This window comes from Facklamia sp. P12945 (assembly GCF_050409485.1).
Lineage (GTDB): Bacteria > Bacillota > Bacilli > Lactobacillales > Aerococcaceae > Facklamia.
Genome location: NZ_JBNUPJ010000010.1, coordinates 34,784 through 51,835 on the forward strand (window position 1 = coordinate 34,784; position 17,052 = coordinate 51,835).

Annotated in this window: 14 protein-coding genes and 1 pseudogene; 1 reads left to right on the forward strand and 14 read right to left on the reverse strand. The window is 35.7% G+C overall.

The annotated features are described in order from the left end of the window. Positions 1–43 precede the first annotated feature (43 nt). On the forward strand, positions 44–1,282 hold the full coding sequence (locus tag ACQV2X_RS04590; RefSeq protein ID WP_428874549.1) for a D-alanyl-D-alanine carboxypeptidase family protein: 1,239 nt from the start codon (positions 44–46) through the stop codon (positions 1,280–1,282). Positions 1,283–1,300: 18 nt separating this feature from the next. On the opposite strand, the pseudogene ACQV2X_RS04595 reads toward ACQV2X_RS04590, so the two are convergent. From ACQV2X_RS04595 to ACQV2X_RS04660, 14 genes and pseudogenes are all read right to left on the reverse strand, one after another. Further along, positions 1,301–1,836: pseudogene (locus ACQV2X_RS04595) on the reverse strand (ABC transporter ATP-binding protein). 21 nt (positions 1,837–1,857) lie between these two features. Further along, complete coding sequence (locus ACQV2X_RS04600) at positions 1,858–2,106, reverse strand: FtsX-like permease family protein (protein ID WP_428873627.1); 249 nt, start codon at positions 2,104–2,106, stop codon at positions 1,858–1,860. A gap of 152 nt (positions 2,107–2,258) precedes the next feature. Continuing rightward, positions 2,259–4,199: a threonine--tRNA ligase gene (gene thrS, locus ACQV2X_RS04605; protein ID WP_428873626.1), complete on the reverse strand. Its 1,941-nt coding sequence runs from the start codon at positions 4,197–4,199 to the stop codon at positions 2,259–2,261. 330 nt (positions 4,200–4,529) lie between these two features. Continuing rightward, entirely contained in the window at positions 4,530–4,727 is a 198-nt protein-coding gene (locus ACQV2X_RS04610; RefSeq protein ID WP_428894278.1) for a hypothetical protein, read from the reverse strand. 25 nt (positions 4,728–4,752) lie between these two features. Continuing rightward, entirely contained in the window at positions 4,753–5,682 is a 930-nt protein-coding gene (dnaI, locus tag ACQV2X_RS04615) for a primosomal protein DnaI (protein WP_428873624.1), read from the reverse strand. 1 nt (position 5,683) lies between these two features. Further along, positions 5,684–7,219, reverse strand: a complete 1,536-nt coding sequence (locus ACQV2X_RS04620) for a DnaD domain protein (protein WP_428876503.1) — start codon at positions 7,217–7,219, stop codon at positions 5,684–5,686. Beyond that, positions 7,203–7,694 carry a transcriptional regulator NrdR gene (gene nrdR, locus ACQV2X_RS04625; protein ID WP_428876502.1) on the reverse strand — a complete coding sequence of 164 codons (492 nt, stop codon included), beginning with the start codon at positions 7,692–7,694 and terminating at the stop codon, positions 7,203–7,205. The genes ACQV2X_RS04620 and nrdR overlap by 17 nt, the downstream gene beginning before the upstream one ends. 49 nt (positions 7,695–7,743) lie before the next feature. Next, entirely contained in the window at positions 7,744–8,337 is a 594-nt protein-coding gene (gene coaE, locus ACQV2X_RS04630) for a dephospho-CoA kinase (protein WP_428873621.1), read from the reverse strand. Positions 8,338–8,374: 37 nt separating this feature from the next. Continuing rightward, on the reverse strand, positions 8,375–9,226 hold the full coding sequence (gene mutM / locus ACQV2X_RS04635; protein ID WP_428876501.1) for a DNA-formamidopyrimidine glycosylase: 852 nt from the start codon (positions 9,224–9,226) through the stop codon (positions 8,375–8,377). Positions 9,227–9,354: 128 nt separating this feature from the next. Then, complete coding sequence (locus ACQV2X_RS04640) at positions 9,355–11,370, reverse strand: DUF2079 domain-containing protein (protein WP_428891866.1); 2,016 nt, start codon at positions 11,368–11,370, stop codon at positions 9,355–9,357. 8 nt (positions 11,371–11,378) lie between these two features. Next, on the reverse strand, positions 11,379–14,159 hold the full coding sequence (locus tag ACQV2X_RS04645; RefSeq protein WP_428891865.1) for a YfhO family protein: 2,781 nt from the start codon (positions 14,157–14,159) through the stop codon (positions 11,379–11,381). Further along, positions 14,156–15,097 (reverse strand): glycosyltransferase PgfS, encoded by a 942-nt coding sequence (gene pgfS / locus ACQV2X_RS04650; protein WP_428891864.1) that lies wholly within the window; start codon positions 15,095–15,097, stop codon positions 14,156–14,158. The genes ACQV2X_RS04645 and pgfS overlap by 4 nt, the downstream gene beginning before the upstream one ends. After that, on the reverse strand, positions 15,094–15,495 hold the full coding sequence (locus ACQV2X_RS04655) for a GtrA family protein (protein ID WP_428873616.1): 402 nt from the start codon (positions 15,493–15,495) through the stop codon (positions 15,094–15,096). The genes pgfS and ACQV2X_RS04655 overlap by 4 nt, the downstream gene beginning before the upstream one ends. A gap of 225 nt (positions 15,496–15,720) precedes the next feature. Next, positions 15,721–16,875, reverse strand: a complete 1,155-nt coding sequence (locus tag ACQV2X_RS04660) for a DUF819 domain-containing protein (protein WP_428874854.1) — start codon at positions 16,873–16,875, stop codon at positions 15,721–15,723. Positions 16,876–17,052 lie beyond the last annotated feature (177 nt).

The following is a 17,052-nucleotide window of genomic DNA, read 5'->3' on the forward strand; positions in this document are numbered from 1 at the left end:
CTAGTTTTAACGTTAGTCACACCCATTTTAAGGAGGACAGCCTATGCCTATACATTCAATAAATTGGCAAAAATTTTTTAAAAAACTTGTTTTAGTCATGCTTTTTAGCAATTTATTCAATCAAGCTATTTCAGCCCAAGTTGAAAATTTATCTAAATTACCTGATCTGTCTAGAGATATTAATAAGGCCAAAGAATACAAGACGGTCGTCATGCCAGATGATTACCCAGAGGAGCTAACCAGCTTTTTTGATAGTTCAATTAGTTCAAGATCCTTCATTGTGGTAGATGTTGAAACAAATCGAATTTTAGCTCAAAGAGGAAGTAATATCCCCTATCCAATTGCTTCTACAACTAAAATTCTTACAGCCTATCTTACTTATAAAGCAATTGAAGATGGGAAAATAAAAATTACAAGTGAAATTGAAGCTCCCAGTGATCTAACTCAAGCACTCTCTGATAACCCTGAGTTAACTAGCACCCCTTTAATAGCTGGTCAAAAATATACTGTAGATGATTTACTTCATGCTTTAATTATGCGTTCAGGGAATGATGCAGCCTCTTTACTGATGCGAGAAATCTATGGTTCAGAAACTGCAGCTGTTCAAGCGATGATCGACCAACTTAATAATTGGGGCTTTGTAGATTTCGATTTATACACAACTTCTGGTGTCCCTAATGAATTTATACCTGAAGATTGGCGTATGGCTGGGTCTCTAGCTAGTAATGAAAACGCAATGTCTGCTCAGGACCTAGCTTTGATGACTCAAAATGTCATTAAAGAATTTCCAGAAATTTTAAATATTTCTTCTGCTAAAACTTATGTTTTCCAGGAAGATGGCGACTTTAGCCAAGTTTTTAATACCCCTAACCCTCTTTTACCTGGTCAATCATTAGGAAGAGAAGGAATTAATGGCCTTAAATCCGGTCTCACAGATGGTGCAGGAGATAGTTTTGTAGCGACAGGCAAGGAAAATGGGCGTGAAATTATTGCCTTATCCATGGGGAACTTTATCCAAGAAGATGGAAGTTATTCTTCTTCTTATGATCAATTAACCTTGATTCTTGATGCTTTAGCTGAACATCCTGATTTATATCAAAATGAAAACTTACCCCTTAATCAAGTCACTCAATCCAAAGTTGAAGAAGAGCTTAATGAAACTTCCATAGATGGTGAAGAAGATAATGAGTCTCAAACCGAACAAGAAAAAAACACTTTAGAAAATCGAAGAGATAATCCAATAACTAACTTTATTAAAAGAATATTTGACAATTTTAGATGATTAAAAAGCAGATCTCCTTTAAAAAGGAAATCTGCTTTTTAAATATTCATTGCTATCGGCTTCTTCTAATTTTCCATCTATCATTTTAAAAAATCGGTCACATTTAGATATTAGCCGCGTGTCATGCGTCACCATAATTGTTGCTTATGCTATTTCCTTAGTCATTTTTGCTAAGAGATCCACTACCTCGAAAGCACGTTCACTATCTAAACTAGCCGTCGGTTCATCAGCTAAGCGGAATTGATCTTTAACTTTTAAAAAGGAATAAGATTCGAGGCTTGTAAAATTAAACCTATTTTATCAAAGCGGCGTTTAGTACGTTCTTTATCACTTAAAGCGGAAAAATCTTCTTCTTTTAAGTAGACTTGACCTTTTGAAGGACTTTGGAGCCCTCCAATAATCGATAATAAAGTACTTTTACCAGAACCAGCTGGGCCAATTATGGCCACAAATTCGCCTGGTTCAATCACAAAATTAGTCTGTTTCAAAGCTTGAATTGTTTTGTCACCATCTTTAAAACTTTTTTCAATATTTTTAATTTCTTTGGCTTTCACGTTTATCTCCTAAGATATCGCTTAACTTGGATCAATGCGTACAATTTGTCTAACTGAAAGCAATCCACCTAAAACCGCAAAGACAATCATTAAGATCATTGTAATTCCAATTAATTCCCATGAAAAAGCAAAAGGTACTTTTGCTGGTAAATAAAGGGCTGTTAAAAGAGTAAATATCAAACCGAGCGTGGCTCCTATAACCGCCATTAGTAAAGTTTGGTAGACGACTGAGCTACCGATAACGAAGCTTGAAATACCCTGTGCCTTCATGACACCTATACAAGACTGCTATGATCATTGCTAATAACTGCCGCCTTATTAGAAAATAATTTTTGTGAATTAAAAAAACACTTAGTCTCAAATTTGCCTTTAAGTAGTTAATAAAGACAATTTGGGCGATAAGTGTTTAGAATTATAATTTTTTATTTTTTCGATTTATTATTAATATCCGCTAAAATCATTGCAATGAAATCTTCAACCGAAACTGATTCTGAATTTTCTTGACCGTAACGACGAACATTCACATTACCAGATTCAACTTCTTTGTCCCCAATTACTAATTGGTAAGGAACTTTAGAAGTTTGAGCTGAACGAATCTTATAGCCAAGTTTTTCATTACGCAAGTCCATTTCAACGCGAACACCAACATTTCTCAAAGCATGATAGATTTCTTCTACTTTTTCACCATGGGCTGCGAGATTAACTGGTAAAAGAACAACTTGAACTGGAGCTAACCAAGTAGGGAAGGATCCCTTGTACTCTTCAATTAAGTAGGCAACGAATCGTTCCATAGTTGAAACTACACCACGGTGGATAACAACCGGACGATGGTCATTTTGACCATCCTCACCTACATAAGTTAGGTCAAAGCGTTCTGGAAGTAGGAAGTCTAATTGTACTGTGGACATGGTTTCTTCTAAGCCAATAGCTGTTTTGAATTGAACATCTAACTTAGGCCCATAGAAAGCTGCTTCCCCTTCCGCTTCAAAGTAATCCAATTCTAATTCATCCATAGCTTCTTTAAGCATAGCTTGGGCTTTTTCCCACATCTCATCATCATCAAAGTATTTCTTAGTATCCTCAGGATCACGGTATGATAAACGATAACGATAATCTGTAATGCCAAAGTCCTCATATACCTCAGAAATCAACTGTAACACACGCTTAAATTCCTCTTTAATTTGGTCAGGACGAACGAAAATATGCGCATCATTAAGTGTCATTTCACGAACACGCTGCAAGCCTGATAAAGCACCCGATTTTTCATAACGATGCATCATCCCTAATTCTGCAATTCGAATAGGTAGTTCACGATAGGAATGAATATCATCTTTATAAATCATCATATGGTGTGGACAGTTCATCGGTCTTAGAACAAGCATCTCACCGTCACCCATATCCATAGGCGGGAACATATCATCTTGATAATGATCCCAGTGTCCCGAGGTCTTATAAAGATCCGTCTTGGCCATGATTGGAGTGTAAACATGTTGATAACCCAATGAAATTTCCTTATCAGTAATATAGCGTTCGATGGTACGACGGATAGTTGCTCCATTAGGTAGCCAGAAAGGTAAACCTGATCCCGCTTCCGGACTAATCATGAATATGTTCAATTCTTTACCTAATTTACGGTGGTCGCGCTCCTTGGCCTCTTCACGTAATCTTAAGAATTCATCTAGATCTTCTTGTTTAAAGAATGCTGTTCCATAAACCCTTTGCATCATCTTATTATCAGAATTGCCACGCCAATAAGCTCCAGCGAGTGACAAGAGTTTAAAAGTCTTAATCTTACCAGTTGAAGGCACATGAATTCCACGACATAAATCAGTAAAATCTTCTTGCGTATAGACGGTGATAATTTCGTCTTCAGGTAAATCATTGATTAACTCTTGCTTGTAAGGATCATCCTTAAAAATCTCTAAAGCCTCTTGACGCGATACTACTCGCCGTTCAATTGGATAATTAGCTGAAATAATTTTTTTCATTTCCTTTTCAATTTTTGGCAATTCTTCTTCGGTAATTGGATCTGGTTTGTCAGTATCATAATAGAATCCTGAATCAATGGCAGGTCCTACACCAAAGTGAATACCTGGATACAAACGAGTCATAGCATGAGCCATTAAGTGAGCGGTTGAGTGACGCATAATTTGTAAAGCTTCGTCACTTTTATTAGTGATAATCTCAATTGACCCATCCTTTTCAATTGGTCGATTATGGTCAATAATCTCTCCTTCAAATTTACCTGCTAAGGTTGCTTTAGCTAAAGAACGAGAGATAGATTCTGCTACTTGCATGGGTGTGATGCCTGATTGATATTCTCTTACAGCACCATCTGGTAATGTTAAATGAATTGTTGACATATAAGATTCCTCCTCCGTACTACTGAAACTTAAAACAAAACGTCCCATTGGCTATTACTAACCAATGGGACGTGTATTCGACGTGGTTCCACCCAAGTTCATTATCTTTTATAAGATAATCTCATAGAGTTAACGCCTCCGACGTCTCGACTTACCACTCATGCTTGGATCGAGCATTCAAGAAGGGGTAAAGCTAATTATCATTAAGGTCTTCCAGCAAACGACCTCTCTCTTGAAATGAGGGAATTAAACTTCGTGACTTCTCATTAATTTCTTATCTTGAGTTAAATTCATTAAACCATCAATCTTAAAAAAATGCAAGAATTAGTTTCATAATTGTATTAATCTGCCAATGCCAGTCAAATTAGCTAAAATCCCTAAAAACATAGGAAATAATAAAACAGTTTGCTTTTCCACAAAGAAATACAACCCTGCCACCGTTATTTGAATAATCAGTGCAATAGCAAGGACTAGCAATATAAACCTTTGCTCTTTTTTAAAATCTGTTGATTTGAATCCATCTCTCATACATCGATTTCCTCTCTTTAATAAATTAACGGTTAGATAAGCGGCGATTTTCTCCCGTCAATTGCCATTCCTTAGTTAAAAATTTAATTCTTTCCATGATTCTTGCCGCTTTCGTCACGTCGGAAGCATTACGACTAGAAGCTAAATGAACTTCTAACTCTGCCATTGTGAAGTTGGAAGTGAAAAATGTTGGTAAGGATTCCTTCATCCGATGTTCGAGTATAACCCCTAATAAATCATCTCTTAACCAAGCTGAATTCGATTCCGCCCCAATATCATCAATAATTAGAACTGTTTTCTTCTTAATTTGCTCTAACATCATAAATAATTGATTGTCTTGCCCAATCACAGCCTTCATTTCCATCGTAAAGGTTGGGTAATGAATCATCGATACTTGATAACCCAAACTGGCTAGAGCATTGGCTAAGGCCCCTAATAAATAGGTCTTTCCAACACCAAACGGTCCAGCGATATACATACCTCTGGCTTGACGAATATTCACTTTAATCTCTTCAATAAAAGTTGTGACAGCTTCCATCAACACTAAACGTTGCGGACTGGTTAAGTCGTAATCTTCAAGCCTTGCTTTTTGAACATCTAGAGCCATCATCCGATTATCAATTAAAGCAGCTGTTTTTCTTTGGGCCTGTTGATGTAAATAACTTTGAGTGGGCACATAGGTAACATCTATATAGTTATAGTTGATAAAAAGTTCCGGTGTAAAACCAGGGTTTTGCCCTTCTTTACCTGCTGCCATGGCTTCTTTTTCCATCCGATACTCGTTGAGTTTGGATAGAGAATTCATGATCATTTCTAGTGAAATTTTGTCCTGATTAGCATTGATAAAATCCTTAATAGCAGGATAATTGAGAAGCACTTTTGTCATTTCTTGACTTGAAGCAGATTGGGGTGTTTGATTTTCAAAATCTTTCATCAGCTGTTTGATGGATTGCATCTTAATCTTCCCCCTTATTTAATAAGTTCTCTAGTCGTTTGCGAATTTCTTCTTCTTTTAATTGTGACGAAGGTTTTGCGCCTTTGTCTATAGAGTCATCATCTATCTCCTTTGACAATGCGTTCTTACCATTTGTCTCAACTGGTTTACTGCTAGCATTTTCTTGAGAAGTGGCTTTTGGATTTTGTTGTTCCTTCAACCAACTAGGCACCAACTCTTGATATTTTTTTTTGTTAGTCCAATTGTTCTTTGATGATTGTGCTTTTTGCTTGTCTTTAATTTTACTTTGTTTCTCTTTAAAGAGTCTCTGCTTATGTAAGAACTCCAAGGCCTCTGCAGGATTGGATAGTCCCACTTGTTGCCACTCATTAGCCAATCGATTCGATCTTCCTTTTTCAAAATTGGCGTGCCCTTCCATAACGATTAAATAATAAACTAAAAAGTTCAAGACAGCTTGTGGCAGACGTGATTTCTCAATTAGTTCTTTTAAATAATAATGTTCAGAACTCGTCGCAAATCCGCCTGCTTCTTCTTTAATTTGATTTAAAAATTCACTTGGATTCATTTGCTGACAGATAAGTATAATTTCAATTTCTTGATCGGTAAAGCTTGGATAGTTCGTTCTTAAATCATTTTTCAAATTAGCAAGTTCTTCGTGACTTGCTTTGACTGACTGGTCGACTAATTGATCATAATATTCGCGTTTCTTAAAATACTGATATTTTGCTGCATAAGTTCTTAACAATTCAAGATCAATTTGTTGTGTGACTGGACTTTGAGCGAGTTTAACAACTTGCGCCATAGCTTCCTCATCTAGTTCATAAAACTGACTTAAGCTAGCTATTTGGTTCAAGACAGCTTGGCTTATCAATTCTTTAGCAACTTGTTTACTGGCTAGTATCTGATAAAAGAAAGATAAATCAAATCTATCTTGAAAGTTGTCTTCATCAAGCTCAAAATTTGAGTATTGGTCTTGGAATTGTATGCCTTCGGTCGCTTCAAATAATTCACTACGACGAAAGTTTTCGCTTTTAGCATTGATAACCTCAGCGAAAGGTAAGGTGATTTCGCTTAATGCTGTCTGCCCTAGGTCTTCTTTTTTCCACAGACGAATCAAGCCATAATAAGACTCATCACCTATTTGATTAAAAAGAGCTAATGATAATTGGGGATGTTTAAAAAAATGTTCCACTGACAAAGGCATTTGCATTTCATAGAAAATAGTTTGCCGTGTATAGTCATCATGTGACTTTTCATCTCGATAAGTCCTTATAAGATTCACAGCTTCTAAATGAATGCGTGCTTGATTGAAATCCCCTATACCCATATTAAGAACAGGTAATAATCGAGAGTGCATCGTCCGATAGGTCCAATTAAGTTTTTCTCTCGGTTGGTGAGCCAAAGTTAAATATAAACTGACTGCATCGGCCCCAATAATCGGTTGATAAAGTTGAGTTAAACATTGAAGTTGCTGAAATGATAAAGGAAGGCCTAATTTGACTTGATAAGGTTGATAAGGATTAATCTGTAAGACCATGGTCCTCTTGCTCCGATGATTTTGATTGTAGCGTTAGGGCTTCAAGTTCTTTAATAAACATTTCACGTGATTGGAATTCACGGTATACCGAAGCAAAACGAATATAGGCCACTTCATCTAATTCCATTAATAAAGGCATTACAAATTCACCGATATCTTTACTAGCAATTTCTTGTTCACAAACTTCTCGAATTTTATTTTCAACGTGACCGACCACTTCTTCCATTTGCTCACGACTAATCGGTCGTTTTTCTGCCGCTCTAACAATACCACGCAAGAGTTTATCACGATTAAACTCTTCACGTGTTCCATCACGTTTAACTACTAATAAAGGTGTTCTCTCAATACGTTCATAAGTATTAAAACGAAAACCACAAGTCATACACTCTCTTCTACGTCGGATAGATGCACCATCTTCTGCGGGTCGGGAATCAATTACTTTGGATTGTTGCTGATGACACTTTGGACATTCCATCAAAGCTCCCCCTTTCTATATAAATATATTAAAGTAATTCCTAATTCTATTATAGCTTATTTAATAAATCTTGTAATGCTTGATTAACTTGTTCAGCAACTGTCTCTTTGTCAAACTCAGTATCAATGACAAAATCAGCTTGCTCAATTTTTTCGATAGTGGGGATTTGACTAGAAATTTTTCTTTGAGCCATTTCTAGATCGATTTGATCTCTTTGAGTCAAGCGTTCTAATTGCTTATGATAAGGCGCATAGATCACCCACACCTGATCAAAGAAAGCTTGCCAACCCACTTCATATAACAAGGGCACTTCAACGAATACCAATGGTTCAGATAACGTTTTAATTTGACGTCTTAGCTCTTCAAGAATCAAAGGGTGTAAAATTTGATTAAGGGCTTCTAAAGCTTGAGAATCATTGAAGACTATTGCCGATAAAAGTGGACGGTTTAAATGACCTGAGCCCAATAGGATTTTTTCAGAAAATCTTTCAACCAGTCTATTTAATCCCTTACTACCAGGCTTAACTACTTTCCTTGCAATTAGATCCGTATCAATAACTGGATAGTTTAAATTTTTAATTATTTGAGCCACGGTTGATTTACCGGTTGCTATTCCTCCTGTTAATGCTATCAAAAACGTCATACTATACCTCCTGTTTAGTCGATCATGTTTGTTTTTACTAAGTAAAATATCTCTGACACCTTGGACAGTAATGTGTGCCTCGTTGAGCCAACTGAGTTTTTTCTACGGTAGTACCACATCGAAAACAAGGCTGTCCCTTGCGCCCATACACTTGCAATTGTTGTTGAAATTCTCCTGCTTGTCCTAAACTGTTGCGGTAAGTTCGAACGGATGAGCCTCCTGCCTTGACCGCTTCATCAATCACCTCAATGATTGATTGATGTAGATCTTGCATATTACTTAGTGGAACAGACCTGGCCAAACTAGCTGGATGGATTCCTGCTCTAAATAAGGATTCATCAACATAAATATTTCCTAAACCTGCCACTGTTTTTTGATCTAAGAGAACAGGTTTAATCATACGATTAATTTTGGATAGGTCTTTTTGAAAACTTGCTAAATCAAACTCATTTTCTGTGGGTTCTGGACCTAAGTCCTTGGCGAGAAAATAATTTTCTAGCTCATTTTTCGCTATTACTTCAATCCGACCAAACTTTCTAACGTCATGATAGTTCAATAAAGTTCCATCAGAGAACATAAATTCGACATGAGTGTGCTTATCTTTTTGATAGGATGTCAATTGATCTTGAGGAGTGTATTGATATTTACCTTCCATTCGCAAATGCGAAATCATAACCTTATCGCTAAGAATAAATATTAAATATTTTCCTCTTCGTTTGACTTCAATGATTTGTTGGTCGATTAACTGATTAGCAAACAATTTTACTTCTTCAGCATTTTCAGCCCCTACTATTCTAGGCCAATAAACATTTACTTTTTTTATGGTCTTTCCTTGAACCAACTGATTCAATCCAATCATGACAGCATTTACTTCTGGTAATTCTGGCATTTAACCCACTCCTAAACTGAAATCTATTTTTATTTTATCATGAAAGAAGAACTTTGTCGGTTATGTCGAATAGTAAAGATGATATCGTCCTATTTTAAAAACCACCTAGGATTAGGTGGTTCAAAAATTTATCTAGCTTCTAAAATAACAACATCCCTACCTGAAAGATCACTTTCAATATAGCCTGAAGCAAGATATTTTTCAATTACTTGTTTTTCTTCTGATTGACCTTCTAAAATTGAGCGATTAAAAACAACATAATCAATAGTAAGGTCTACTTCTCGATTATTATGATAGAAAAGATCATAGAGTTCTGAATTTTTTGATAAAGGTGTCGTATATGAGGATACCGTCACAACTCTACTATTTTTTGGTATTTTAGCTAAGGTCTTTTGAATCGATTGATAAAATTCAGTGTCGTTTTGATAGGATTGATAATCATACTTTCTAGGGCCTATCATTGTTACAAAAAACGAAAGGCTTGCTAATATTGATAAGGTGATGAAAAAGCTAGATAATTGTTCAAATGAGATTTTTTTGGTTCGAAACAGATACACTTTTCTTCTTTGCCAATGTTCAATGGTTATGATAGACATAAAAAGAATAAGCGTGCTCGACCCAAAGTGATATTGTTTAAATAAGTCGACTTGATAAGGCCAGTCACTGACAAGATTGATGACCAAAAGGGGTAACAATAAAATATACGGGCGCCATGAAACTTGTAGCAAGGGTAAGAAGGCCTGGCTTGCAAAAATAATCAAGAGATACTTTAACTTTTCATAAGTAAAAATACTTGCTAATGTGAATGCGGGGTTTTTTATGGCATTAAAGACCGCATGGATTAAACCCTCTTGGTCTGTCAGCATAAAATTGGCAAAGCGACTAGTCATTGCCCCAGTGCCAAAGTGTCTTAACCAAGTAATAGCAAAGAAAAAATAAGCTATTGGTATAATAATCTGAAGCCCCAGTATTACTTTTTTTACCTTAGACGTTTGGGGCCAAAGATTTTGTAATAAAAAGAAAGCCCCGATACTTATTACATAAACAATCGCATCTTCTTTGACTGCTAATAATAATAGGGTTGCTACCGCCATCTTCCAGCTCGATTGACTGAAGTCGGCATAAATTAACCATAAAACTAATGGTGCTAAAAAACAATTTTCATGATAGTCATAGAATTGACCGCTAGTCAATGATGGCATCCATAAATAGAGCAAAAGAAAGACAATTCGATACTTCACACTCCACTTTAACTGATTAAGTATTAAATATAAAGGTATGACTCCTGACATTACAATGAGAACTTGAAGCGCTTGAATAGTCAAAGGACTCGGTAATAGCCAATAAACAGGCAGAATTAAATAATGAATAGGAGAGAGATGCACTGCAAAATGTGACAACTTTTCTCCTCTTTCTAAAGTTGTAATAGGCCCCATCCCATTCGCCATACTCTCAAACATCTGCGAAAAAATGCCCATATCATAAGTCGGTGAAGCATAGACTAAAACTCTAGCAATTACCCATAAGCCAACTGTTGATGCATACAATATAATGGACAGAAAGAATATTGCCCATAAACTCCCTGACCTCATTCTTAAATTTAATCGTTCCAGAAGACTTCCACGAGTTAAGAAGTAAGCTAAAATAGCACTTAAAATAAATAAGATTAATAATTTTTTATCCATTGATGAACTATTTGTTACAAATGTTTCTTCATTCAAAAAAACAGCCAGATAAATGAAGCGTATCGCTAAGATAAAAGCTCCTCCCAATACAATGAATTGTTTCTTAAGTCTATTGAAAAAGAGATAGCAATAGTAGGTCATTAAAAGAAAAAACACACCCAAGACGATTACTAAGGATGAGTTTTGCCATGTAAAGAATAGACAAAATATTACTAAGACAATAGTAAAAAATTCTCCTCTTAAATCTTCTCTTGAAAAATGAAAATCGCCCGCTAATAAAAGTGAAAAAACTAAAACAAGCATACTTAAAAAAGAAAATATGGACACTTGATTATCCAGAATGACCAAAACATTGAGTTCAGGACACATCATAATGTTTAAAATCGCCGTTATTAGATAAGCTGATAGAAAGTGAAAGCCAAGTGACCAAGAAATAATTAAAGATTTTTTCTGACTCATCTTGAAATTTACTCCTCTACTTTAATGTCATTCGTTGGATCTTTTGTAATTTTGAACCTTTCAACCTGCTGGTCAGTAGGAGACTTTTTGGCTGAGCGACCAATTTGTCGTTTATTTAACGACTCACCATTTCGATGAAACATTAAGAACTTGCCGTACTTTTGCTCTAGAAGAGCCCAAGCAATTAAACTTAAGGCAGACAAACTAGTAATGCCTGCTCCCAATAAAAGGCCTCTCGGCTGAAAGATCATTTCAAGTTGATGTTCGCCAGCTTCTACTTGAAAGGCCAAAAGAGAATCCCATATTTTTTCGTCTTCTACAAGTTCTCCATCGACCTTCACTTGCCATCCTTGGTCGTACGGAATAGAAGTAAACACCCAAGGGCTATCTTTAATTGTAATCGAACCTCTCACATAGTTGGAGCCCCACTCTTCTATTTGTATGGCCTCTGACTGCCGGTCTTCGATTATTTGGTTAACCTTATTTTGATCCATTTGGTAAATCTTCAGATCTGTCAAATTGAATTGTCGGTCAGCCTTAATAATGATCTCCAACTCTTGTTCTTGACCTTTGGCTTGATGGGCAATATTAAAGACTTGATTGGCTCCGAATTTAGAGCGATAATCGTAATTCTGTCCATTTAATAAAATGTCGACTTCTCCCTTATAGGTTGATAAACTGCGCGGAATATCGACAAAGTAGGAATCATCAGTAGTTGGCGTAAAAATCAACTTCATTGAACCATCCAGTGTATTATCTTCACGAGAAAAGATTTGACCTCCTGATTGTGTCGCTCCATGAATTAAGTTGGTTAAAGTCACCTCGGTCTCAACCAGTTTGAAAATTTCTGTATCATCTGATAGGAGAGCTTGAGCAATCGCATTTTGGTTAGCGATCGGTCGGTTTTCAATTAAATTCAATTGAGCCAACTGATTACTTACTCCAAAAGCAATCGGCAATGTTTTAGGCGTTTGGAAAATGGTAAATCGATCGGTTTCATCTACCTTATTCGCCTCATTAGTAATATCTAGGCGTGTCACATCCGTTGGAAAAATATAAGTCTGATCAATAACAGCTTGATCATCACTTGAAAAGGGTTCATTATTTACAAAATACTTCACTCCGAATAGAGCATCAGTTAAAGGAGTACCATAATAATAAATAGATGCATCAATCGCTGAATTCCCTAGTTCTTCGAACAAATCTCGTGTAGAGCCTTCTAAACTAGAGGTGAAGGTTGTCATTCCAGGATAACTAAAAGTCATCGGATCATTTTTAGACCGATAGAATGTTTTAGAGATACGGTAAAAATCGCTTTTGTCTGGACGAATTTTATCAATAGATTCGTCAATGACATCCAGTGCATTTTCAAATTTAAAAGCATTGTTATGATTTAGTCTTCCCTGGGAAAGATAGGCATTGGCACTTAACTCTCCAAAACTTAATAATAAAACTAGCAGCCATTTAAAGTGAGGCTGTTTTACTAAATAAAGAACCAACCACATTAGCCCAAAAATAAAGGCGGAAGCTTGTCTTTGTTCAGGAGTCAGGAAAGAATATTCCTTGACCATCACTACAGACTGAATTAAGAGGGCAATAGCTATTCCAATGAAAACTTCCTGGCTTTCAATCACTTTATCCTTGAGTCCTTGATAAGCTAATAAGATAAGGAAAAAGACTAGAATCCAAGAAAAACGATAGAAAAAGCCTGCTGGATTTTGTCCCATATGCCAAATCTTGCTAGTGAATTCATGGGTCATAGAAAAGAAGAAGATAGTTAAAACAGTAGCGCTCGCCCATTTATGGCTGGTTTTAATTGTTTTCGATAGGAAATAACTGATTACCCCCACCATAGCTAAGGACCCAACATATATGTTGGGTAAGTTCGGTCCCGCAGACCATGACTCATTATCAAAAGCCCCTATCATTAACTTAGCAAAGATATCTAATGGATTTATTTGTAATTCCCAATCAAAAGATAGAGTCGATTCCAAAGCAGCTTTTGAAAAGAGTAAGTTATAAATGTTAGGCACTAATAATAGAGCTGACAGTCCAATTCCTATTAGAGAAAACATACCTAAGCGAACAACATTTTGTCCTAAAAATTTAAAATAATGGTCTTTATGTACTTGGTAATATTGAACAAACAAATAATAAAAACTATAGAATAAAATAAACAAGCAAATCATATAGCCCATATAATATTGAATGATCATAGTCGAAGCCAAAAGAAAAATGTAGGTGTAAGGCTTTTTACCATCCAGTACATTTTCTAGCGCTACAAGCAGCAGAGGCATTAGCCATAATGCATCCATAAAAATAGGTGTCATTTGATAAGACACAGCGAAACCATTCAAGGCATAGGTGGTAGCCAAAATCAAAGTCAAATAAGGTCTTTTTTGGCCACCATGGCGTTTAATAAGATAATAAGCCATGGATAAGCCCATAGCCCCATACCGCAACCATACCGATAAAAATATAGCATAGGTTATCCATTTCATGGGTAAAATTAAATAAAATATATTGAAAGGACTCATTAAGTAATAAGCCCAAGCCCCAATCATATTTCCTCCAATTGATTTGGTAAAAGAATAAAACAAAGCGCCAAAATCACCTGAATAAAAAGAATTTCGCATAAATATATATAAATCAATAAATTGCTGATTAAAGTCGATAGCTAAGAAAGACTTTTCTCCAAAAGGAAAGAAATCATTAATAAACCACCCTACTAGCATTAAGGCCAAAGGAGCCAAGCCGCTCATTCCATAAATCCATGTTTTTTTCTTCATTCCTGGTCCCCCTTCTTAATATTGCTTTCTTCAATAATATAATGAGGCCTTCCCTTTACCTCATAGAATATTTTACCAATATATTCACCTAAAACCCCAATGGAGACTAATTGAACGCCTCCAAAAAATACAATTGTAAAAATAGTGGTGAAGTAACCTGATACTGCTTGACTCGGATCACTAAAGTAGTTAAAAAGTAACCATATAATATAGAGTCCGGCAATTGCAATACAAGTTAAACCTAAGCCAAAAATCATTCTTAAGGGATGATTAGAAAAGGATAGGATTCCATCTAAAGCGTAGTTTAAAGACTTTTTGAATGACCATTTTGTTTGTCCTGCTTGTCGTAATTCATTTTCATATTCAATGACCGTTTCCTTAAAACCTATCCAAGAAAATAATCCTTTAGAAAAACGATTATACTCTCTTAATGAGATAATAGCATTAATGGCTGGCCGTGATAACAGACGAAAATCCGAAACACCATCCGTCAATTCGACATCCATCATGGTGTTGGCAACTTTATAAAAGATTTTTGCAAAAAAACTGGTTGTTTTTCGTTCGCCATCTCGACTTCGCTTGGCATTCACCACATCATAGCCTTCTTGATATTTAGCAATCATTTCTTTAATTAAATATGGCGGATTTTGTAAATCTCCATCCATAATAATAACTGCTTCGCCACTGGCATGATCAAAGCCCGCTAACATTGCAGCCTCCTTACCAAAATTGCGACTAAATGAAAGGTATTTAACTCGCTCATCTTGTTCAGCAATTTTTCGCATCAATTCTAAGGTGTGATCGGAGGAGCCATCATTCACATAAAGTAATTCAAATTCGAACTCAACCATTGTTTTCAATTCTTTACTTAAAACTTGGTGAGTCTTTTCGATCATTTCTTCTTCATTATAAAAGGGAATCAAAATTGTTATTTTCAATGTAGGTCTGCCTCCCCTTCAAAATAAATTTTACGTGTCACGAAATTAAAAATCATCACAACAATACCGATCAGCACCTTAGAAATCATTACATCCCACTTGAGCCAATCTACAAAGATTACCAAGCCGATTAGGGTGATTAGCAATCCGATAACACTTAAAATGAAAAAAGCCAGGAATTCTTTATGTCGTTCTCCTGCTTCAAACTTACTTTTAAAAACAAATTTCATAGACAGGTAATAGTTATAAAAGGTAGCTACTACAAAAGCAATGGTTGCGGCAATATGGTGATTAACACCAAATTGATAATTAAGCAAATAGAGGATCCCCATATCTAGTAGGGTCGCTGTCCCTCCAACAAAAACAAAACGAGTGATTTGCTTCATTAATTTTATCATAATTTCCGTCCTTTTCTTTTATGTACACCAATTATTATATACTAAGAGGGGGGGACTTTCATCCTAGCTTAGAAGCTTCAAGCTATTTTAAAGATTTTGTCTTAATAAGGACACAAAAAAGACGATTGAATTTCTGATATGCCCCCTGTCAAGTAGACAGATAAAATATCATTCAAACAATCGTCTATTGTTGTCACATCTTAAAAGATACAGTTTTTAAAGATTTTAAGCTAAAAATGCTAAAAGATTTGAAATTAGTATTCCAATAAATGTTCCCGTACTTACACCTATTAAGGCCATTAATACAGCAATAGGCACTAAAGATTGAGAATAAGCCGCTGCTAAAACTGGTGCAGATGCTACTCCACCTATATTAGCTAATGAAGCCACCCCACATGTGAATAAATCCAACTTAAAAAGCTTAGCTATAATTAACATTAATATGCCGTGAACTAACAAAATAACAAAACCAGTTAAAATATAAGCTGGGGCTTGGGTTAATTCGGCAAAATTTGAAGTAGCTGCAATTAAACCAATTAATAAATATAACAAAACATTAGATAGCTGTGGGGCACCCGGAATCTTACCTAAAGGTGTCATAGCGCACGCTAAACCAATAAAAGTAACGATAATGATTGTCCAGCCTGTTTCAAAGTTACCAGGTAAGTAGCCAGCTATCGTTTGTGCTAGAGCAGTAAAACTAAAAGCTAAACCTAATAACAGTAGAATATGATGATGCTCAATGGCTGTACTAATTTTATCAAATTTAATAGTTAAATTTTCATTCACTTTATCTATGACAGAGGTGTCAGCCTTGGTCCATTTATTAAACTTTTTAGCAAAAGGTACCATAGCTAACAAGAACATTATCCACATTGAATAATCAATCGAATCAATCAAAAGAGTGTATCCCATACTTTCACTATTAAGATTTAATGATTCCATAACAGCAGACATATTTTGGACGCCACCTACCCAACTACCTGCTAAGGCACCAAGCGTGAGCGGAGCATCCGGCGATAGGATGCCTTTGAACAGGGTGAAAGCGATTACAAAACCTATTGTAATCGTGATTGTTGCTGAGAAAAATGATAGGATCATTTTCCAGCCTAACTTGGCAATATCTCTTAAATCAGCTCTTAGAAGCATTAGAAAGATCATAGCTGGAAGAATAGCATCCTTAATCGCTCCCCTTGCACCCAAGACTTCCTCCCCTTGCCAAAAACCAAAGGTTGAAAATAACATCGTTCCAAAATAAACTATTATCAGTGCTGGTACATAAGTAAAGAACTTCGAATCCTTATACTTGCTTTCAAGCCAAACCATTACACCTATGAAAAGTAACATGAAGGCGATAAAGTGAAATCCATTCGTAATCATAAAAAACCTCCTTTTATTTTACCACTGTTTGATAACGCTTTCAAAGTGGCTAGTTTTATTTTATATTAATTTTAAAAGTGCGTCAATGAAAAATTTAAGTTTCTCAATATAAAAAAAATTAGTAAACTTTTACATATGATAAATCAAAAACTCACAAGTTAAATTCTTAAGAATTTT